The organism is Komagataeibacter ossonobensis (assembly GCF_057359305.1).
This window is the reverse complement of record NZ_JBXAYQ010000001.1, coordinates 378,378-397,695: the sequence shown is the minus strand read 5'-3', so window position 1 is coordinate 397,695 and position 19,318 is coordinate 378,378. Positions and strand designations below refer to the sequence as shown.

The following is a 19,318-nucleotide window of genomic DNA, read 5'->3' as shown; positions in this document are numbered from 1 at the left end:
ACCTGAAGGCTTTTATGACTTTTTCAGGTCAGACCCGGTTCAGCACGCGACCCGCAACGGCTTCCAGCTTCTTCAGCAGGGCCGGGTCGCGTTTGTCGGGTACCGTGATGATGGCGTGTTCCAGCGCGCGGTCACATCCCGCGTAACAGGGGCCACGCTTCGCACCCAGCTTCGGGATGACCGAACGGACAAGGGCGCGGGCACGACTGGCGTTTTCCTGCATGACCTTGACCACGGCATCCACCGTCACGCTGTCATGATCGTCGTGCCAGCAATCGTAATCCGTGACCATGGCGACGGTGGCGTAACAGATCTCGGCTTCGCGGGCCAGCTTGGCTTCGGGCATGTTGGTCATGCCCACCACGGAACAGTCCCATGAACGGTACAGGTTGCTTTCGGCGCGGGTGGAAAACTGCGGCCCCTCCATGACCAGATACGTGCCGCCACGGGTCACATCCAGCCCCAGTTCCCGGCACTGACCTTCCAGCACGTCGCCAATACGCGGGCACAGCGGGTCGGCCATGCCGACATGGGCCACGCAGCCGGTGTCGAAAAAGCTCTTTTCACGTGCAAACGAACGGTCGATGAACTGGTCGATCACCACGAAATGGCCCGGCGGCAATTCTTCCTTCAGTGAACCGACAGCCGAAAGCGACACGATATCGGTCACGCCCGAACGCTTCAGCGCGTCGATGTTGGCGCGGTAGTTCAGGCGCGAGGGCGGTAGCGGATGACCCCGGCCATGACGCGGCAGGAACACGCAGCGCACGCCATCAAGCCTGCCGAACAGCAACTGGTCGGACGGCTTGCCCCACGGGGTTTCGACCGTGCGCCATTCCTTGTCTTCAAGACCTTCGATATCATACAGGCCGGAACCGCCGATCAGGCCGATGACCGGCTCGATCTGTTCTTCGGTGGCAGGCTTAGTGGACATTGGACCACGTTCTCCGTTTCAGGCAGATGGAAAGAATAAGCAGGATCAGCAGGAACACGGCAGCCCCGACACCCGTACGGTGGCGTTCCACCAGATGCGGGCTGGCCGCCCATGCCAGGAAGGTGGTGACATCACGCGCCTGCTGCGCCACGGTTGCGGGCGTCCCGTCGGGATAGGTGATCGCGCCATCATACAGCGGCGGCGGCATGGCGATCTGCCCGTTCGCGGCATAGGGGTTGTAGAACAGCCCCGACGGCACGACCGTGCCGGGTGGCGGCGTCTGTCCGTAACCGGTCAGGAAGGCATAGATCCGGTCCACGCCGCCGGGATGCACCACCGCCAGCCGTGACTGGTCCGGCGGGGCGACGCCGTGATTGGCCGCGGCGGCCGTATGCGCGTCGGGATATGGCGACAGCAGATGGTCATCCATGTTGGCCGGCCGCGTGACCGGGTGGCCACTGGCGTCCACCCCCGCCGGGACGCGGTGCGCGCCCGCTATGGCGTTGATGTCCGCATCCTTCAGGCCCAGTCCCGCAAGATCACCATAGGTGACCGATTTCATGCCATGACAGGCGGAACAGACCTGCGCGTAAACGGTATAGCCGCGCTGGACCGACGCCATGTCGAAATGGCCCAGCGGCCCGGCGAAGCTCCAGTCCTGCCGGGGCGGTTCACGATAGTCATGCGCCTGCGCCATTGCCCCGCCACCTGCCATGGATGCCGGGATGACAAGGCAGGCCAGCAGCATGCCACGTCGCAACAAATTACGCGCAGATGGCGCATTGCCCTGCTGATGACCCCGTTCATGCATGTCCGCTACGTTCCCGCCGCAATTACGTGTTCCTTTTTGCGTTCCCGCCAAAAGTGTGTCCCCTTCCTAGCGGTTGCGTAACGGGTCTTGCAATCGCCCGTCTTGCAATAAGCGGAACAAACGGGCACCCGTAATACCCATTGCGAATGACCAGAACGGGCAGAACGATACAACCATGACAACATCCCGCACCCCAGTTGTCCACGATGGACTGAAGGACACGGCCCGGGCCTGGTTTGAAAACCTGCGTGACCGGATATGTAACGCCTTCGAAAAGATCGAGGACGACGCCGTGGCACAGGGCAGCCCGACCCTGCCGGGCAAGGATGCGCCCGGCCGTTTCGAACGCACGCCATGGAACCGCACGAATGATGACGGCACGCCCGGCGGCGGCGGGGTGATCAGCCTCATGCGCGGGCGCGTGTTTGAAAAGGTGGGGGTCAACGTTTCCACCGTCAGCGGGGAATTCAGTCCCGGCTTTCGCGACTCGATCCCTGGCGCTGCGGAAGATCCGCGTTTCTTCGCCACGGGCATAAGCCTTGTCGCCCATATGTGCAGCCCGCTGGTGCCCGCCGCCCATTTCAATACCCGCATGATCGTCACGACGCAGGGATGGTTTGGCGGCGGCGGCGACATTACGCCCATGTTCCCCGAAAGCGCCGAGGCCATGAGTGACGCCGCCCGTTTCCATGACGGTTTCCGCCTGGCATGCGAAAAGCATGACCCGGAATATTACCCACGCTTCAAGGAATGGTGCGACCGGTATTTCTACCTGCCCCACCGTGATGAAGCGCGCGGTCTGGGTGGCATTTTCTATGACCGGCTTGATACCGGCGACATTGATGCCGACTTCGCCTTCACGCGCGATGTGGGGCTAGGTTTTCTGGAAACCTATCCCGACATCGTGCGCAGCCGCATGATGGAACCGTGGACCGAGGCCCAGCGCAAGGCGCAGCTTGTCCGCCGCGGGCGGTATGTGGAGTTCAACCTGCTGCATGACCGCGGCACCATTTTCGGCCTGAAAACCGGCGGAAATACCGAAGCCATCCTCATGAGTCTTCCCCCGGAAGTCCACTGGCCATAAGAATAGGCCCATGCCTGCCTCACGCATCCCGTCCCGACCTGTTCCGATCCCCTGCCGCGCCATGCGGATGGACGGGACCGCACCCGTGCGTTCACGGTCATGATCGGCCGACGGACCCTGCTGGCCCTTCTGGCCGGTGGGACAATGGCAGCGCCCATGCGGCGGGGGACTGCGTCCGAACTCCCGCGTGAACGCCTGCCCATGCCTGCCGGCATGGCAGGCGGGGCAGGGCTGCTTATGGCGGGAAACCAGAGCGCCATGGCCGACCGGTGGAAGCCGCTCCTGCCCGGCGCGCTGGCGCAGGGGCTGGGCCTGCCCACCCCCCTGCCGGTGCGCGATACCGTGGGACAGGACGGGGTGACCGGGGCCAACCTGTTCGATTCCCAGTTCGCGTCCGATGGCATGATGGCGCTGGCCGCACCCGGTTCGGCGCTTGTCGCCTCCCTGTGCGGTGACCCGCGCGTGCATTTTGACTACAGCCGCTGGCTGCCCCTGCTGATCAGCACGACGATGCCGGTGGTGATCGGGCGCGCGCAGCTGCACCACAGCCTTGGCAGCTTCATACGTGACCGGCCCGTACGGATTGCCGTATCGACCCTGACGGGTATCGAACTGCCCACCATACTGGCCATGAGCCTGTTCGGGCTGCGTCCCATTCCCGTCACCGGATTTGCCACGCCACAGGCCGCGGCAGACGCCCTGCGCGCCAACCAGGTCGATACCATACAGATCACCGACCCGCTGGGCACGCCCGAGACCACCGCACTGGTCAGCAGTCTGGCACATACCGGTTTTCCCGCCCTGTTCACCCTCGGCACGCAGGCCGAGCCACTCACCCTGCCCGACCAGCAGGTCATGAGCATGCAAAGCCGCCTGCAGCAGGATGCACATTCCGCCCTGCATGACCTGCTTTACGCCGCATGGAAGCCGCTGGCGGCGGCGGCCGGCGTGGATCTTGCCCTGGTGCTGCCCATGCTGACCCAACCCGCGACACTGGCCCGGTGGCGCGCGGCCACGGCACAGGCCATACATGACAGCACCGTGCATACCATGGCGCAGGATACCGGCCGCGTCCTGCTGACCGGCACCGATGCGACGGAGACACTGCGGCTGGCGGCAGGGGATACGTCCGCCATCATGACGCTACGCCGCTGGCTGGCCGTCCATCTGCCGACATGGCGACTGGGCTGACGTTACCTGCCGTTTTTTAGAGACTGTTTGATAAAGTCAGTCCGGGAGCACCGGACAATCATAAGAAAGTTTTTGATGAAGCTTTTTTCAAAAAACTTCGAGAGAACGCCGCCTTTTTGAAAAAAGGCGACACCCAAAAACCTTTACTTTTTATCCAACAAGCTGTTTCAAACGATCTTTCACAAACCGTTGCCACGCACCGACCGGCGCAGCAGCACGCGCACCGCGCCCTGATTGGCGGCATGCGGGTGCACGACCGCAAGGATCAGCCGCCCCAGATCGCCACGCCCCAGCCAGAACGGCAGTTCACGGCGCAGGATGCCGCCATTATGGCCGCTGCCCAGCCCGGTTATGATCTCGACACAGCGCACATTGTCCGCATGCGCCTGAATCAGGAAGCCATGCAGGCGGTGAAACGCCGTCTGCGCCACCTGCCCATGCAGGTCCAGCCTGCGGGCCGGGCGCAGCTTTCCACTGACCAGCCCGCGCCAGCTTGTGTCATCCAGCCCCGGCCTGCGCACGCCAATTTCAAATGCCCCGCCCTTTCCTTTCTGCACGGTCAGGCTGTGACTGGCAGTGCCATGCACCGCATGCACGCCACCCGTTGTCAGCCGTTGCATGATGGCGGCGCGGCTCATGCCGGGTTTTGCCGGGACACTGGGGGGAATGGCTGATGGTTCAGGTGGCAGGGCCACGGGTTTTGCCTGCCGGGCGGTCCGCAATGGCGCGATCCCATGCGCGAAGGCCGCCCACAGGGCCTGTTCCTCCTCGTTCAGTCTGCGCTGCCTCACGGTATGATTCCTTTCTGCGGACCGCTATCCGTGGCCATAGAATCATACCCCGCCCGGCAGGTCCATGTTTTCGGGCATTCCCCCATACGCAAAAACCCTGCCGCATTGGCGGCAGGGCCTGCGTTCCCGAACGGACAGGAACCGTATTACGGTGCCGTATTATGCAGGGTCTCGCCCTGGTAACGTCCGGTCAGTGTGTTGAGGAAGGCCACGATATCCGCCACGTCCTGATCGGAAATGTCATGGTCGGGCGTCTGGTAACGCGCCATGTCACGCACGGCACCGTCCAGCGTCTTGATGCTGCCATCATGGAAATAGGGTCCGGTCAGCGCGATGTTGCGCAGGTTGGGCACCTTGAAACGTTCCATGTCGGCGGGATCGTGGGTCACTTCAAAGCGTCCCTTGTCCGCATCCGTCAGCTTGCCGCCACGGGCCGAGAAGTAATTGCCTTCCAGCCCCAGCGGCTCGAACGCCTGTCCACCCATGGATGGGCCGGTATGGCAGCCTGAACAGCCAATCTGCTTGAACAGCGCATAACCATGCTTTTCCTGGGTGTTCAGCGCCGCGTCATCCCCCTTGAGATACTGGTCAAAGCGGCCGTCAGGCGTCACCAGCGTCTTTTCGTATTCCCCAATGGCGTCGGTAATGGTGTTTTCATCAATCGTGTCGCTGCCATACGCGGCCTGGAAATCCGGGGCGTAGGTCGGGTCTTCACGCAGGCGGGCCGCAACCGATGTCCAGTCATGCGATCCCATCTCGACCGGGTTCATGACAGGGCCTGCCGCCTGCTGCGCCAGCGTGCCCGCACGGCCGTTCCAGAACTGCCATTTGTTGAACACCGCATCATAGACGGTGGGGACATTGATCGGCCCCTTCTGCCCATGGATGCCGGTGGCGGTGACCAGTCCATCCACGCCACCGTGCTGCAGGCTGTGGCAGCTGGCGCAGTTCAGCGTGCCATCACCGGACAGCTTGCGGTCAAAGAACAGGCGCTGGCCCAGCGCGACCTTGTGGCTGTCCACCGGCACGGATTCGGGCACGGGCTGCACCGGTTCGGCGGCAAAGCGGTCGGCAACGCCCGGCGTCGCGTAATGCTGGCGGCGCACCTGCGCGATCCATGTCAGCATGCTTTCACGCTGGGCCGCCGAGAGGTGGGCATGCCAGTGCATGAGCAGATACAGCGTGGGGGGCATGCGGTTCTGATTGATGACTTCTTCAATACGGGCCAGCGGTTCCTGATCGGGCACGCCACCGTTCTGCAGGGCATTGATGACCGGTTCCACACGGAAATGCCGCAGCCCCTGATCCCGATCATGGCTCATCAGCGTATTGGCAACGGGCAGGCTGAAATAGAACGGCAGGTCAACCCTGGCCGCGTGGCAGTAGTCGCACCGGGCTTCGCGTATGACATTCAACGCGGCAGCCGATGTCGCGTCCACCCCTGCCCCCGCAGGTGCCGGTGCGGTTGCATGATCGAAATGGGTCAGATAGGCGACCGTTCCCCCATACGCCACGATACCCGCAGCCACCAACGCCGCCACTGCTGTTTTAACCGACATGCATAAACCCCCTGTCCCTTGCTTGAGTGGGTTTCTGGCCGATTCAGGGATTATTTGTCAAAATAATCGTTTAAATGAAAACCATCAAAGTTTTCGATCATCTGTCCCGGCCGCGCCATCCACCTGCGCCTGCATGGCCTGCCGTACCCTTTGCCGGGCGACATTGACATAGATGGTATCCAGGTCGATTCCGATACCCTGTCCCCCTTCGCGTACAGCGGCGACCAGCGTGGTACCCGTCCCCATGAACGGGTCCAGCACCACGGGTGCCGGCTTGCCATGCAGGCGGATGCACATCTGCGGCAGCAGCACGGGAAATGTGCCGGGATGGTGGAATTTCTGTGCCTTTCCCTGCACGGTTTCATACGGGATGAACCATGTATCGCCCCGGCAGCGCCGGTCCTGCCGGTGGCCCCGGCGCACGATATTGGACTTGTCCATGTAGGGCACGCCGATATCCAGACGTTTCAGCCCGACATTGCCCGTACGTGTCAGGTGGAACAGATGTTCGTGATTGCGATTCAGATAGCGGTGACTGTTGACCGGCTTGAAATGCCCGTGCGTTTCCGTTCCCACCGAAATCGACTTGACCCAGGTGATATGGTTCTGCAGCACGAACAGTTCACGCAGCCGCACCATCAGTTCAAATGGCAGCCATGGCTGCGCCGAGGAACCGGCAACATTGAGGAAGAACGACCCATCAGGACGCATGACGCGACGCACCTCACGCGCGACCTCAACCATCCAGTCCAGATAGCCGTCTTCCTCCAGCCGGTCGCGGTACGTGCGGTATTTCAGGCCGATATTGTACGGCGGCGACGTTACGACCACGTCCACGCTGTCAGGTTCCATGCGACGCATGGCCCGGATGCAGTCGCCACGCACCAGCAGGTGCGGCCCCTCGGTATGGCGGACAGTCCGCGGCAGGCGGGTCTGGGGTGCGCAAGCCTGCCCCGCGCGGGGTCGCCCTGTCATGATGCTACTACGCTCTTCACTCCGCTCATGCGGATCTAGTGTGTGGGCTTGTGTGTCTTTTTTGCCGGCTCGGCAGCAGAACGAGGCACCAGCACGATCATCTGCCCGGTCGAACGCAGGTTGCCAGCCGCCTGTGCCGCCTCCGGCCCCCAGCCCATATACAGGTCGGCGCGGTCAGGTCCCTTGATGTCGGTTCCCAGGTCCTGTGCGAAATCAAGCCGGTTCCATGTCACGGGGTGTCCATCCACGGGCACCTGCGCCTGCACCCATACCGGGCTGCCTAGCGGAATGAAATCCCGGTCCACCGCCATGGAACGGCCCGGTGTCAACGCAACCCCCAGCGCACCCGGCGCACCGGCCTGCGTATCGTCATGATCCAGTTCGCGGAAAAAGACATAATTCGGGTTCTGTTCCATCATGTCCGTGGCCTTGTCCGGATTCGCCTCAAGCCAGCCACGAATGGACGCCATGCTTACGTCGTCGGCGCCCAGCAGGCCCTGTGCCACCATCACGCGGCCCAGCGGCACGTAAGGCTGGCCATTCAGGCCATCAAAGCCAAGGCGGATCACCTTGTCATTGGGCAGGCGCACCCTGCCCGCGCCCTGCAGTTGCAGGAAGAACAGATCAACCGGGTCCGCCAGCCACAGCAGTTCAAGCTTTTTATGCGCAAGCTCGCCCTGATCAATCTGCGCGCGGGTCCAGTACGGCACGATCCGCCCATCCTGGCTGCGACCGGTCACGACCTTGCCCTGCGCGTCGCGTTCGCGCACCAGATCGGGCGGACGGCGATAGACCGGGGTCTGGTAAATGCCACCACGATGCAGGGAACCACGGATTTCGGGTTCATAATATCCAGTGAACAGCGTGCCATCCGTCCGTTTGCCCGCAGGCAGGGTATAGGGCACGAACCACTGTTCAAAAAATGCCTGCGCCGCGGCGCGATCACCCGCGGGCACGTCGCGCGCGGCGTTACAGGCAGCCTGCCAGTCACCGACCTGCCGCCCGGCATATTTTATGCCGTCCCCGCCCAGCGTGCTGTCAGCAGGCAGGCTGCCGACCTTGTGACAGTCCTGCAGGAAGACCGGCAACGCATCTTCCAGCGCATCATCCTTCCATCCCGGCAGGGCATTGAAGGAAACGGGCCGGGCATGGCCTGATTTATGATGTCCACGTGGGGCCTGGGGCGCCCCAAGGTTGGGGCCTTCCCCGATATGACATCCGCATAGGGTAATAACGACGCACAACGGCGCCAGACGCTTCATGACTTTCATGCACACAGACTGATCACGGATTTATCGATAAATTATGGCAGGGCGGCCTACGCGCTGCGGCTGGCCCCGAGACGCCAGCCCGCGCCATCGGTGTTGACACCCAGAAGACGTTCGAACGTCCACAGGTCCGAAAATTCCGTCACGGCATCCACACCGGCCACGGGCTGGTTATTGCTGTCCACGGTCAGGCTGATCTGGTCGGACACGATCCGGACCTCGATCCGGGCCAGCGGGTTCGGGCCAGTTGCCTCGTCAATCTCCGCGCCAATGATGGCGATATCGGTAATGTCCCTGATTTCGCTGCGCAGGACTTCGCCTGCCTGCTGGCGGGACTGGATCGCGGCCTCGAAGGCGGAAAACGTCGCGGCCGTCAGGTGCTGGCGCAGCACGTTCAGGTCCCCCGCCGCATACGCGCCGACGATCTGGCGGAAGGCGGCCTCGGTTCCCCTGGCAAAATCCTGCGGGGTGAAACCGGGCTGCAGCGTGCCGATATGGGCCAGCACGCCACCCACCCGCGTATCGGGGGTGGGAATGTCATAATTGATGGCAGGCGGCGGCGGTTCGGGCTTCTGTTCCACAACATTCGCGGCCATGGGCGGCGGCGCCATGGGGCGCGGGGCCGGTTCCGCGCCAACCCGGCGGCCAAGAATGCTGCGCAGTCGCAGAACAAGGAATACAGCCACCAGCCCCAGAACAATCAGATCCAGCGGAAAATGACCAAAAGAAAAATTCATGCCGCGCGCGTCCATAATGCAGGCGGGCCCCCTGCCCAGATTACCCTGCGCAACAACATAGGCAACGGCCGGAGCCAGCACAATGCGCAAGGACCGTTAAAATTCCGACAGCTGGTATGGCATCGCCCGCGGACCCATGCTACGGCCAGAGAATACGGTATTCATTTCTTTTTTCCGCATATCTCCGGGGAATACAGACAAGCATGTCCGACACGACTCAGACGCCCACCCCTGAAAACGGCCAGAGCGCCCCTCCGGCGCTGCCGCTGGCGATCAACCTGCAGTATATCAAGGACCTTTCGTTTGAAGTGCCCGCTGGCGCGGAAATCTTCGCGACCCTGCGCACGAACCCGCAGATTTCGGTCAACATCGACGTGCAGGCCAACCGCCTGGAGCAGGATCAGCCGGTGTTCGAGGTGGTCCTGACCGTAAAGGCCGAAGCCAGTGAAGCCCCGCAGCAGGAAGGTGGCCCCGCCGGCCGCCCGGTCTTCATTGCCGAACTGTCCTATGCCGCGATCGCGACACTGAACAACCCGCCGGCCGAACTGATCGAGCCGATCCTGCTGGTGGAAGTGCCGCGCCTGATCTTCCCGTATGTGCGCAACATCCTCAGCGAAGTCACGCGCGATGGCGGGTTCCCGCCCGTAGTGCTGCAGCCGATCGACTTCGTGGCGCTGTGGCAGGCCAAGCGTAACTCCTTCGACCAGACGCCGGGCCACGCCTGATCCATACAGGCACGCACGGATACCAGCGGCTGTTTCAGGGCCACCTGACGCTACGGGACAATAAAAGTTTCTGGGTGCCCCCTTTTCCCAAAAAGGGGGATGCCTTCTGAAGCTTTTTGAAAAAAGCTTCACCAAAAACGTCCTTATCACTCTGCGGGTTTTCTGGAACAGTCCTTAATGAACGGGCCGGGGCGCATGCTCCGGCCTTTTTTCATGGCCGGGACGACGCGATTTCAGGGGGCATCATGGGGCAGGCAGTCCAGCATGGCGTCCTGATCGGGACGCGCGGCCACGCGTATGCCATCCCAGCGCGCGCCCGCACCAAGGACGGCAGCAACCCCATCTGACATGGCGATAGCCTCCACCGCCACCAACAGGGATGCAAGCGCGGGCGTCAGGGCCGCGATGAAGGCTTCCGCCGTACGGGTGGAATAGAACATCACCGCCGTAACCTGCCCCGCCTGCAAAGCCGCGACAGCATCCGGCGGCAGGCATGTTGCAGGCCGCACGATGTAAACGCAGCGCCGCAGCACCCGGTATCCCTGCCCTCGCAGCGCCACGGCCATGTCCTGCCCATAACCCTGCCCCACCGCCAGCAGCAGCCGGGACGTGGGCGACATGGCGGCCTGCAGCAGCGCCGTCAGGTCATCCGCCGTGCCGGATGCGGCCGTGACATGAACAAATCCCGCCGCACGGGCACGCCGCGCGGTGGCAGCCCCCACGACGTAACACGGAATGTCATGCAGTTGCGGGTCGGTCAGGCTACCCACGGCCTGCCCACTGGTCAGGACGATGGCATCAGGACGGAATGTGCCGATGGAAAGCGCGCATTGCCTGACATGCAGCATGGGGGCGGCGACAGGATGCAGCCCCCGCGCCGCCACCGCCGCCATGGTGGGGGCAAGCCCCGGCGGCGGACGGGTCACGATCACCCCCGCGCGCACGGCGGGGGATGGGGGCTGGTTACGGCTGTTCAACAAAAATATCAGCGGGACTGTCGGCACGCAGGCTGCGGCCAAGGTCACGGCCCAGACGCGCCGCATCCGCCGGTGCGCCACTGATCGAACGCTTGAGCAGGAAGGTCCCGTCCTCACGCGCGACAAGGCCGGTCAGGTGCAGTTCCGGCGCGCCCCCGGCCACGACCGGGATCAGGCGGGCATAGCCACCGATCGGCGTGCGGCATGATCCGTCGAGTTCAGCCAGCAGCGCGCGTTCGGCCGTGGCAACGGCGCGGGCTTCGTAATCCTCGATCGCGGACAGCAGTTCACGCAGTTCGATATCGCTTTCGCGCACCGTGACCCCGACAATGCCCTGCCCCGCCGCAGGCACCATGATGGTGGGATCAAGGATCACGTCGGCACGGTCTTCCATGCCAAGGCGGCGCAGCCCCGCACAGGCCAGCAGCGTTGCATCGCACTGCCGCGCCGCCAGCTTGTCCAGCCGCGTCTGCACATTGCCACGCAGCAGGCCGAATTTCAGGTCGGGACGCACATGCAGCATCTGCGCCTGACGCCGGACGGAGGCACAGCCCACCAGCGCGCCCTGCGGCAGGACCGCATACGGATCGGCGGGATCAGGGTCCCCACAGTCCGGGCCAAGGATCAGGGCGTCGCGCGCGTCCTCGCGCTTGAGGGTGCAGGCCAGCACCAGCCCCGGTGGCAGCGTGGTTTCAAGATCCTTCAGGCTGTGGACGGCGAAATCGATCCGGCCATCCAGCAGCGCATCGTGGATTTCCTTGGCGAACAGGCCCTTGCCGCCAATTTCCGCCAGCTTGCGGTTCTGCACCTGGTCGCCGGTGGTGCTGATCTGGTGTTCCTGGAACGCGCCCATGTCACGCAGCACGGGACAGAAACGGGTCAGCAGCGTCAGGAACGCCCGTGTCTGCACCAGCGCAAGCGGGGAAGCGCGCGTCCCGACCTTCAGCGGCAGTTGCCGGCGGTGGGGTTCGGGATGTGTGGCTTCCTTTCGCTGGCGTGCAGCGGCCTCGGCCGCGACTTTCTGTAGCGCGGACGATGGAAACGGGGCTGATGGCTTTGCGGACTCCATATCGCGTGTCTATTACCGCACCGCGATAAAGGAAAGATGACATTCGGCACATCCGGATTGTAAATTACGCCATGCCCCATACCGAACCGACATGCCCCGATCTGCCAACGCCCGTTATGGCCATTGAATCTTCGTGCGATGACACGGCCTGCGCGATCGTTACGACAGGCGGCCAGATCCTGGCAGAAGCGACATTATCGCAATCCGGCCATGTGCCATTTGGCGGGGTCGTGCCCGAAATCGCTGCCCGCGCCCATCTTGGCGCGCTGCCTGCGCTGGTGCGCGACACGCTGCGCGCGGCTGGCATGCAGCCGCACGAACTGGGTGCGGTCGCCGCAAGCTGCGGGCCGGGGCTGATTGGCGGGCTGATCGTGGGGGCCGACATGGGCAAGGGCATGGCCATCGCGCTGGACCGGCCCTTCATTGCCGTCAACCACATCGAAGCCCACGCCCTGACCGCGCGCCTGCCCGGTGTCGCCAGCAATGGCGCGCCGTTCCCCTATCTGCTGCTGCTGGTATCGGGTGGGCATTGCCAGTGCATCGCGGTGGAAGGGGTTGGCCATTACCGCAGGCTGGGCGGCACGATTGACGACGCGGCGGGCGAGGCCTTCGACAAGGTGGCCAAGATGCTTGGCCTTGGCTGGCCCGGCGGCCCGGCGGTGGAACAGCTTGCGCTTGAGGGCGACCCGCATGCCGTGTCCCTGCCACGCCCACTGATGGGGCGGCCGGGATGTGATTTTTCCTTCTCCGGCCTCAAGACCGCCGTGGCGCAGAAACTGCCCACCGAGGTCCGCGCCGCCCTGCCCCGCCAGCAGGCCGCCGATATTGCCGCAAGCTTCCAGCAGGCGGTCAGCGATATCGTGATCGACCGCCTTGGCCACGCGCTGGAGATGATGGAACGCCCGACCACGCTGGTCGTGGCGGGCGGGGTGGCCGCCAACGGCGTCCTGCGCGCGCGGCTGCAGGAATTCGCCACGGCACATGGCCTGCCCTTCGCCGCCCCGCCGCTGCGGCTGTGTACGGATAATGCGGTCATGGTGGCATGGGCCGCGATCGAGACCATGCGCGCACGCGCGGCCCTTGACCTGCCCATACCCAATGACATCGCCATGCGCCCACGCCCGCGCTGGCCGCTGTCGGAAATGGCGCAGCGCATGACGGTCGATGCCTGAAATCAATGCTTAAAAAAGTTTCTGGGTGCCCCCCTTTTTTCAAAAAGGCGGCGTTCCCTGAAGCTTTTTGAAAAAAGCTTCACCAAAAACTTCTTTATGATTTGCAGGCCGTTTTGTTAGCAGGCTGATAAGCAAACAACAAAAATGCCGGATACAGCACATAACCGTCAGGGAACAAACGGATGACCCATACCGCACGGATTGCCGTGATCGGCGCAGGCGCATGGGGAACGGCGCTGGCGCTGCAGGCCGCGCGCGCGGGCGCCGAAGTCGGCTTGTGGGCACGCAATCCCGCCACCATGTCCGCAGGCCGCGTCATGCCCCGCCTGCCCGGCTACGCCCTGCCGCCCGGCATTACCGTAAGCGACGCCATGCCGCGTCAGGCCGACCTGATCCTGCTGGCCTGTCCCATGCAACACCTGCGCGCCATCGCCCGCACCGTCCCGCCCTGCGCGCCACTGATCGCGTGCTGCAAGGGGATCGAGCAGGCGACCGGCCTCATGCCGTTGCAGGTACTGGGGGAAATATTTCCCCACAGCGTGCTGGGCGTCCTGTCCGGTCCCAATTTCGCGCATGAAATCGCGGCTGGCCTGCCCGCCGCCGCCGTACTGGCCAGCACGGAACGCATGCAGGCCCGGCGGCTTGCGGACCTGCTGACCACGCCCGCCTTCCGCCTGTATGCCAGCGACGACCCGACGGGCGTGCAACTGGGGGGGGCCGCCAAAAATGTGGTGGCCATTGCCGCAGGGGCCACCATGGGGGCGAAGCTGGGGGAAAATGCCCGCGCGGCCCTGATTACCCGCAGCATTGCTGAACTGTCGCGCCTGTCGCACGCGCTGGGCGGGCGGCCCGAGACGCTGTCGGGCCTTGCGGGAATCGGGGATCTGCTGCTGACCTGCACGGGTGCGGCCTCACGCAATTACCGCCTTGGGCTGGCGATCGGTCAGGGCATGCCCGCGCAGCAGGCGGCAGATGCGCTGGAGGGCGTGGCCGAAGGCCGGGCGACCGCCCCGGCACTGCTGCAGCTTGCCCGCCAGCATGGCGTCAACACGCCGGTCATCGCCACCGTCACCAGCCTTCTGGCGGGCACGATCGACATGGATGACGCCAGCCAACTGCTGCTGTCGCGCCCGGTCGGGCATGAATTTGCCTGACGGGCCCCCTCCGCCACATCCCACGTCTGCAAACAGGCGGCTTGACCCCCGGCATGTGACCCGGCAATCCGGTTACTCCGGCGCGCTTACGAAACCGAGCATCCCAATGACAACGATCTATGACTTTGTCCTGCCTGCCCTGAATGGTCCCGACATCGACCTGTCCAAATTGCGGGGCAAGCCGATCCTGATCGCCAATACGGCGTCCAAATGCGGGTTCACGCCGCAGTATGAAGGGTTGCAGAGCCTGTGGACCACATGGCGCAGCCATGACCTGATGGTGATTGGCGTACCGTCGAGCGATTTCGGCAACCAGGAACCGGGCACGCCCGAGCAGATCACCACATTCTGCCAGCGCAACTACAACGTCACCTTCCCCCTGACCGCCAAGAGCCATGTGAAGGGACCGCAGGCGATACCCCTGTTCCGGTGGCTGGCGCGCGAGGGCGGGTTCCTGTCGCTGCCGCGCTGGAATTTCTACAAATACCTGATCGGGCGCGACGGGCAGCTGGTCAACTGGTTCACTTCCGTCACATCCCCCGAATCGCGGCGCGTGCGCATGGCGGTCGAACGGGCGGTGATGGATCACTGATGCCCCCATCATCCCCGCGCGCGTCATGCTGACACGATGCTGAAGGGTTTCCTGACCGTCAGCGGCTGGACCATGATCAGCCGCGTGCTGGGACTGGTGCGCGACCAGCTGCTTGCGGCCCTGCTGGGCACCGGGGCTGCGCAGGATGCGTATCAGATCGCCTTCCGCCTGCCAAACATGTTCCGCCGCCTGTTTGGCGAGGGTGCGCTGAACGCCGCCTTCGTACCGCTGTTTTCCGCCCTGCTGGAACGTGAGGGGAAAGACACCGCGCGCCAGTTCGCCAGCGAGACGATGAGCGTCCTGCTGTCATGGCTGCTTTTGCTGACGGTGCTGGGGGAAATCTTCATGCCCGGCGTGCTGCGCCTGATCGCGCCGGGGTTCACGCATGGCGACGTGCGCGACACGCTGGCCATATCGCTCAGCCGCATCACCTTTCCCTACCTGCTGATGATCTGCGGGGCGGCGCTGGTGTCGGGCGTGCTGAACGGCATGCACCATTTTGGCGTGGCGGCGGCGGCCTATGTCAGCTTCAACGTCATCGGCATTGCCGCCATCGTGATCCTGCCGCCGCTGACGGGTGACGTTGCGCATGCCGCTGCATGGGGGGTGACCGCGTCGGGTGTGGTACAGTTCGGCATCCTGCTATATGCCGCGCACCGGGCGGGCATGCGCCTGCGCCTGGTCACACCGTGCCTGACACCACGCATCCGCACGCTGCTGGCGCGCATGGGTGTGGGGCTGGTGGGCAGCGGGATCACGCAGATCAACTTTCTGGTCGATACCATCATCGCCACCCTGCTGCCCGCGGGCAGTGTCTCGCTCATGTATTTTGCCGATCGGGTGAACCAGCTGCCACTGGGCGTGCTGGGCGCTGCGGCGGGCACCACGCTGCTGCCGGTACTGACGCGCCACCTTGCGGCGGATGACCTCGACGGGGCGCACCGTACCCAGAACCGGGCCATTTCCTATGCCTTGATCCTGACGCTGCCAGCGGCGGCGGGGCTGCTGGTCATTGCGGCGCCGGTCATGATGGCGCTGTTCGGGCATGGACATTTTTCAGCGCATGACGCGGTACTGTCGGCGCAGTCGCTGCGGGCCTATGCGCTGGGGCTGCCCGCCTTCGTGCTGGTCAAGGTGCTCTCGCCGGGGTTCTTCGCGCGCGGGGATACGCGCACGCCGGTGCTGGTGGGCATGGGCACGCTGGTGCTGAATTTCATCCTGAACATAAGCTTCATGCACTGGCTGGCGCATATCGGCCCGCCACTGGCCAGCAGCCTTGCGGCCATGGTCAATGCCGGCGTGCTGGCGTTCGTGCTGCTGCGGCGCGGCGCGCTGGTGCCGGACCCGACGCTGGTGCGGCAACTGGCGGGCATGATCGTGTGTGCGGCAGTCATGGCCATGGGTCTGGTCATGCTGGGCCATACGCCGCTGGGCCATGCCATGCAGGCTGGCCCGGTCATGCGGATCGTGGATGTGGGGATAATGGTCACGCTGGGCATGGGCATCTACCTGCTGGCGCTGCAGGTTCTGGGGGTTGCGGACATGCGCCAGGCGATGGCCGCAATCAGCCGCCGCCTGCGCCGCAACCGGGCGGCATAGGGGAGTGCGGTCATGAAATCCGCACTGGCGAATCCCCCATCCCGCCGCTAGACACCGGACATGACATTCCCATCCCCCGAGGGTGCCACACCCGCCATGGCGCAGTGGTTTGCGCTGAAAGCCGAACACCCCGACGCCCTGCTGTTCTTCAGGATGGGGGATTTCTACGAACTGTTTTTCAATGACGCGGAAGCAGCCGCCGCTGCGCTGGACATATCGCTGACCGCGCGCGGCACGCATGGAGGCGAACCCATCGCCATGTGCGGGGTGCCGGTGCATGCGGCGCAGGCCTATCTGGCGCGGCTGATCCGGCGCGGGTTCCGTGTATCGGTAGCCGAACAGACCGAACAGCCCCGCAAGGGGCGCCCCGCATCCAAGGGACCGCTGCGGCGCGAGGTCGTGCGCCTGATCACGCCGGGCACCCTGACCGAAGATGAACTGCTGGAGGCGGGACGGCAGAACCTGCTGGCCGCCATTATCTGCCCCACCGGGCGCGACGCCAGCGATCCCGGCCTGGCATGGATCGATATCTCCACCGGCCTGTTTGAAACCGCGGCCGTCCCCGCGCGTGACCTGAACGACCTGCTGGGTCGTCTGGACCCGGCGGAAATCCTGTGCGCGGACAACGTGGAACTGGGGGATTTCGCGGGCCGCCGCACCCCCATCGTCCCGCCCGCCAGCGCCGACGCCGCGCGCCAGCGCATGGCCGAGGCCTTTGGCGTGGCCAGCCTTGACGCCTTTGGCACCTTCAGCGACGCAGAAGCCATGGCGGCGGCAGCGGCCATCGACTACATCCGCCGCAGCCAGGCAGGGCAGCTTCCCCGCCTGTCCCACCCCCGTCCCAGCGACAGCAGCGATATCCTTGGCCTTGATCCCGCCACTCGCGCCAGCCTTGACCTGCTGCGCACGCGCGATGGCGAAACCGAACACACCCTGTTCGCCGCGGTATCGCGCACCGTCACCGCAGCCGGCAGCCGAATGCTGGCGGACTGGATCGCAGCCCCCCTGACCGATCCAGAACGCATTGCCCGCAGGCAGGCGGGGTGGGTATGGCTGCTGGACAAGCCGGGAATACGCGATGATCTGCGCGCCAGCCTGCGCGCCGCCCCCGACATGGCGCGTGCGCTGGGCCGGCTGTCCCTGGGCCGCGGGCAACCGCGCGACGCCGTGGCCATTCGCCTTGCGCTGGGTGTAGCGCGTGAAATCGGTACGATCCTGAACCGGCACGAAAACCTGCCGCCCATCATGGAACAGGCAGTGCGCCATCTGGACCGCGCGCATGACCTGCAGGACCTGCTGGGCCGCGCGCTGAGCGAAAACCCGCCCGCGCGCATGGATGACGGCGGCATCATCGCCAGTGGCTATGATGTGGAACTCGATACCCAGCGCGAACTGCGCGACGGCAGCAGGCGGGTGATTGCGGCGCTTCAGCAGGAATACGCCACCGAATTCGGCATCACCAACCTCAAGATCCGCCACCACGCCCAGCTTGGCTACGTGATCGAGGTACCTGCCGCCGCCGGTGCGCGCCTGCGCGGGCGCGAGGACCTGATCATGCGACAGGGCACCGCCAGCGCCAGCCGCTTTTCAACCGAACGGCTGGTCAGCCTTGACCAACAGATCGCGCAGGCCGCCGAAAACGCGGGCCTGCGTGAACGCCACCTGTTTACGCAGGTGGTGGGAAAGATACTGGACGAAACCGCCCTGCCGGACATGGCCGCCGCGCTGTCATGCATCGACATCGCACAGTCCTGCGCCGTGCTGGCCGGTGGCGGCATGTGGTGCTGTCCCGCTGTCGGCACGGACACGTGCTTTGTCATCCGCGCGGGCCGCCATCCGGTGGTGGAAGCAGCATTGCCCAGGAACGCGCGCTTCACCCCCAATGACTGCGACCTTGAACCCGATCACCGCGTCATGCTGCTGACCGGGCCCAACATGGCGGGCAAGTCCACCTTCCTGCGCCAGACGGCGCTGGCGGTCATACTGGCGCAGGCGGGGCTGCCGGTTGCCGCGCAGGCCATGCGCATTGGCGTGGTGGACCGGCTGTTTTCACGCGTTGGCGCATCCGATGACCTGGCGCGCGGGCGTTCGACCTTCATGGTGGAAATGACCGAGACCGCCGCCATCCTGAACCAGGCCGGTCCCCGGTCGCTGGTGGTGGTGGATGAAATCGGGCGCGGCACCTCCACGCTGGATGGGCTGGCCATTGCATGGGCGGTGCTGGAAACCCTGCATTCCACGCTGCGCTGCCGCGCGATATTCGCAACGCATTTTCATGAACTGGCCGAACTGGCGGACAGCATGCCCCGCCTGTCCCCCCACACCATGAGCGTGCGCGAGTGGAAGGGACAGGTCATTTTCCAGCACGAGGTCGTACCCGGTTCCGCCCGCCGCAGCTGGGGCGTGCATGTCGCGCGCCTGGCGGGTGTGCCCGAACCCGTCGTGCGCCGCGCGGGCCGTCTTCTGTCCATGCTGGAAAAGGAACGCGGCCGTCAGGCCCCGCCCCTGCCGCTGTTTGAACAGGCCGCAGCGGATGAGCCGGAAGCACCGGCAGCCCCCACGCTGCCGCCTGCCGCGATGGAATTGATCACGGAACTGGACCCCGATGCGTTAAGTCCGCGCACGGCGCTGGAAATGTTATATAAACTCAAAAAACTGCTGAAACCCTGATACGGCTCTG

General features: G+C 64.5%; 17 protein-coding genes. 8 read left to right on the top strand and 9 right to left on the bottom strand.

Features of this window, described 5'->3' with window-relative positions:
- Positions 1 to 28: 28 nt before the first annotated feature.
- Entirely contained in the window at positions 29 to 934 is a 906-nt protein-coding gene (locus AC1RQ9_RS01790; RefSeq protein ID WP_485985339.1) for an S-methyl-5'-thioadenosine phosphorylase, read from the bottom strand.
- Positions 924 to 1,745, bottom strand: a complete 822-nt coding sequence (locus tag AC1RQ9_RS01785; protein ID WP_485985338.1) for a cytochrome c1 — start codon at positions 1,743 to 1,745, stop codon at positions 924 to 926. Before AC1RQ9_RS01785 ends, AC1RQ9_RS01790 begins: the two co-directional genes overlap by 11 nt.
- Before the next feature lie 175 nt (positions 1,746 to 1,920).
- Here AC1RQ9_RS01785 and hemF point away from each other — a divergent pair, with 175 nt between their 5' ends.
- Positions 1,921 to 2,829: an oxygen-dependent coproporphyrinogen oxidase gene (gene hemF / locus AC1RQ9_RS01780; RefSeq protein WP_485985337.1), complete on the top strand. Its 909-nt coding sequence runs from the start codon at positions 1,921 to 1,923 to the stop codon at positions 2,827 to 2,829.
- 99 nt (positions 2,830 to 2,928) lie between these two features.
- A complete protein-coding gene (locus AC1RQ9_RS01775; RefSeq protein WP_485985336.1) occupies positions 2,929 to 4,020 on the top strand; it encodes a hypothetical protein in 1,092 nt (363 codons plus the stop codon).
- Positions 4,021 to 4,199: 179 nt separating this feature from the next.
- On the opposite strand, the gene AC1RQ9_RS01770 is transcribed toward AC1RQ9_RS01775, so the two are convergent.
- The 5 genes from AC1RQ9_RS01770 to AC1RQ9_RS01750 all read right to left on the bottom strand — a co-directional run bounded on the left by AC1RQ9_RS01770 (position 4,200) and on the right by AC1RQ9_RS01750 (position 9,350).
- Entirely contained in the window at positions 4,200 to 4,811 is a 612-nt protein-coding gene (locus AC1RQ9_RS01770; protein WP_485985335.1) for a Smr/MutS family protein, read from the bottom strand.
- Positions 4,812 to 4,957: 146 nt separating this feature from the next.
- Positions 4,958 to 6,370: a cytochrome-c peroxidase gene (locus AC1RQ9_RS01765; protein ID WP_193733722.1), complete on the bottom strand. Its 1,413-nt coding sequence runs from the start codon at positions 6,368 to 6,370 to the stop codon at positions 4,958 to 4,960.
- Positions 6,371 to 6,454: 84 nt separating this feature from the next.
- Positions 6,455 to 7,345 carry a DNA-methyltransferase gene (locus AC1RQ9_RS01760; protein ID WP_193733721.1) on the bottom strand — a complete coding sequence of 297 codons (891 nt, stop codon included), beginning with the start codon at positions 7,343 to 7,345 and terminating at the stop codon, positions 6,455 to 6,457.
- A 35-nt stretch (positions 7,346 to 7,380) separates the two neighbouring features.
- Positions 7,381 to 8,607, bottom strand: coding sequence for a murein transglycosylase A (gene mltA / locus AC1RQ9_RS01755; protein ID WP_485985334.1), 1,227 nt, complete (start codon positions 8,605 to 8,607; stop codon positions 7,381 to 7,383).
- A 56-nt stretch (positions 8,608 to 8,663) separates the two neighbouring features.
- Positions 8,664 to 9,350, bottom strand: a complete 687-nt coding sequence (locus tag AC1RQ9_RS01750) for a Tim44/TimA family putative adaptor protein (protein WP_485985333.1) — start codon at positions 9,348 to 9,350, stop codon at positions 8,664 to 8,666.
- 203 nt (positions 9,351 to 9,553) lie between these two features.
- Here AC1RQ9_RS01750 and secB point away from each other — a divergent pair, with 203 nt between their 5' ends.
- Positions 9,554 to 10,075 (top strand): protein-export chaperone SecB, encoded by a 522-nt coding sequence (gene secB, locus AC1RQ9_RS01745; RefSeq protein ID WP_193733718.1) that lies wholly within the window; start codon positions 9,554 to 9,556, stop codon positions 10,073 to 10,075.
- 233 nt (positions 10,076 to 10,308) lie between these two features.
- On the opposite strand, the gene AC1RQ9_RS01740 is transcribed toward secB, so the two are convergent.
- Both AC1RQ9_RS01740 and hemC read right to left on the bottom strand, forming a co-directional pair.
- Complete coding sequence (locus tag AC1RQ9_RS01740) at positions 10,309 to 11,052, bottom strand: uroporphyrinogen-III synthase (protein ID WP_485985332.1); 744 nt, start codon at positions 11,050 to 11,052, stop codon at positions 10,309 to 10,311.
- The gene (gene hemC / locus AC1RQ9_RS01735) at positions 11,039 to 12,121 is read right to left on the bottom strand and encodes a hydroxymethylbilane synthase (protein WP_193733717.1); all 1,083 of its coding nucleotides are present in this window, start codon (positions 12,119 to 12,121) and stop codon (positions 11,039 to 11,041) included. The genes AC1RQ9_RS01740 and hemC overlap by 14 nt, the downstream gene beginning before the upstream one ends.
- A gap of 71 nt (positions 12,122 to 12,192) precedes the next feature.
- Here hemC and tsaD point away from each other — a divergent pair, with 71 nt between their 5' ends.
- From tsaD to mutS, 5 genes are all read left to right on the top strand, one after another.
- Complete coding sequence (gene tsaD, locus AC1RQ9_RS01730) at positions 12,193 to 13,293, top strand: tRNA (adenosine(37)-N6)-threonylcarbamoyltransferase complex transferase subunit TsaD (protein ID WP_485985331.1); 1,101 nt, start codon at positions 12,193 to 12,195, stop codon at positions 13,291 to 13,293.
- Positions 13,294 to 13,475: 182 nt separating this feature from the next.
- Complete coding sequence (locus AC1RQ9_RS01725; protein WP_485985330.1) at positions 13,476 to 14,447, top strand: NAD(P)H-dependent glycerol-3-phosphate dehydrogenase; 972 nt, start codon at positions 13,476 to 13,478, stop codon at positions 14,445 to 14,447.
- A gap of 106 nt (positions 14,448 to 14,553) precedes the next feature.
- Positions 14,554 to 15,039, top strand: a complete 486-nt coding sequence (locus tag AC1RQ9_RS01720) for a glutathione peroxidase (protein WP_010507681.1) — start codon at positions 14,554 to 14,556, stop codon at positions 15,037 to 15,039.
- Positions 15,040 to 15,075: 36 nt separating this feature from the next.
- A complete protein-coding gene (gene murJ, locus AC1RQ9_RS01715; protein WP_193733714.1) occupies positions 15,076 to 16,638 on the top strand; it encodes a murein biosynthesis integral membrane protein MurJ in 1,563 nt (520 codons plus the stop codon).
- 60 nt (positions 16,639 to 16,698) lie between these two features.
- Positions 16,699 to 19,308: a DNA mismatch repair protein MutS gene (mutS, locus tag AC1RQ9_RS01710; protein WP_485985329.1), complete on the top strand. Its 2,610-nt coding sequence runs from the start codon at positions 16,699 to 16,701 to the stop codon at positions 19,306 to 19,308.
- The last annotated feature ends 10 nt before the right edge of the window (positions 19,309 to 19,318 follow it).

Bases quoted from the DNA above. Each gene is read 5' to 3' on its own strand.
- AC1RQ9_RS01790 (WP_485985339.1), bottom strand. From the start codon at position 934: ATGTCCACTAAGCCTGCCACCGAAGAACAGATCGAGCCGGTCATCGGC.
- AC1RQ9_RS01785 (WP_485985338.1), bottom strand. From the start codon at position 1,745: ATGCATGAACGGGGTCATCAGCAGGGCAATGCGCCATCTGCGCGTAAT.
- hemF (WP_485985337.1), top strand. From the start codon at position 1,921: ATGACAACATCCCGCACCCCAGTTGTCCACGATGGACTGAAGGACACG.
- AC1RQ9_RS01775 (WP_485985336.1), top strand. From the start codon at position 2,929: ATGATCGGCCGACGGACCCTGCTGGCCCTTCTGGCCGGTGGGACAATG.
- AC1RQ9_RS01765 (WP_193733722.1), bottom strand. From the start codon at position 6,370: ATGTCGGTTAAAACAGCAGTGGCGGCGTTGGTGGCTGCGGGTATCGTG.
- AC1RQ9_RS01760 (WP_193733721.1), bottom strand. From the start codon at position 7,345: ATGACAGGGCGACCCCGCGCGGGGCAGGCTTGCGCACCCCAGACCCGC.
- mltA (WP_485985334.1), bottom strand. From the start codon at position 8,607: ATGAAGCGTCTGGCGCCGTTGTGCGTCGTTATTACCCTATGCGGATGT.
- AC1RQ9_RS01750 (WP_485985333.1), bottom strand. From the start codon at position 9,350: ATGAATTTTTCTTTTGGTCATTTTCCGCTGGATCTGATTGTTCTGGGG.
- secB (WP_193733718.1), top strand. From the start codon at position 9,554: ATGTCCGACACGACTCAGACGCCCACCCCTGAAAACGGCCAGAGCGCC.
- hemC (WP_193733717.1), bottom strand. From the start codon at position 12,121: ATGGAGTCCGCAAAGCCATCAGCCCCGTTTCCATCGTCCGCGCTACAG.
- tsaD (WP_485985331.1), top strand. From the start codon at position 12,193: ATGCCCCATACCGAACCGACATGCCCCGATCTGCCAACGCCCGTTATG.
- AC1RQ9_RS01725 (WP_485985330.1), top strand. From the start codon at position 13,476: ATGACCCATACCGCACGGATTGCCGTGATCGGCGCAGGCGCATGGGGA.
- AC1RQ9_RS01720 (WP_010507681.1), top strand. From the start codon at position 14,554: ATGACAACGATCTATGACTTTGTCCTGCCTGCCCTGAATGGTCCCGAC.
- murJ (WP_193733714.1), top strand. From the start codon at position 15,076: ATGCTGAAGGGTTTCCTGACCGTCAGCGGCTGGACCATGATCAGCCGC.
- mutS (WP_485985329.1), top strand. From the start codon at position 16,699: ATGACATTCCCATCCCCCGAGGGTGCCACACCCGCCATGGCGCAGTGG.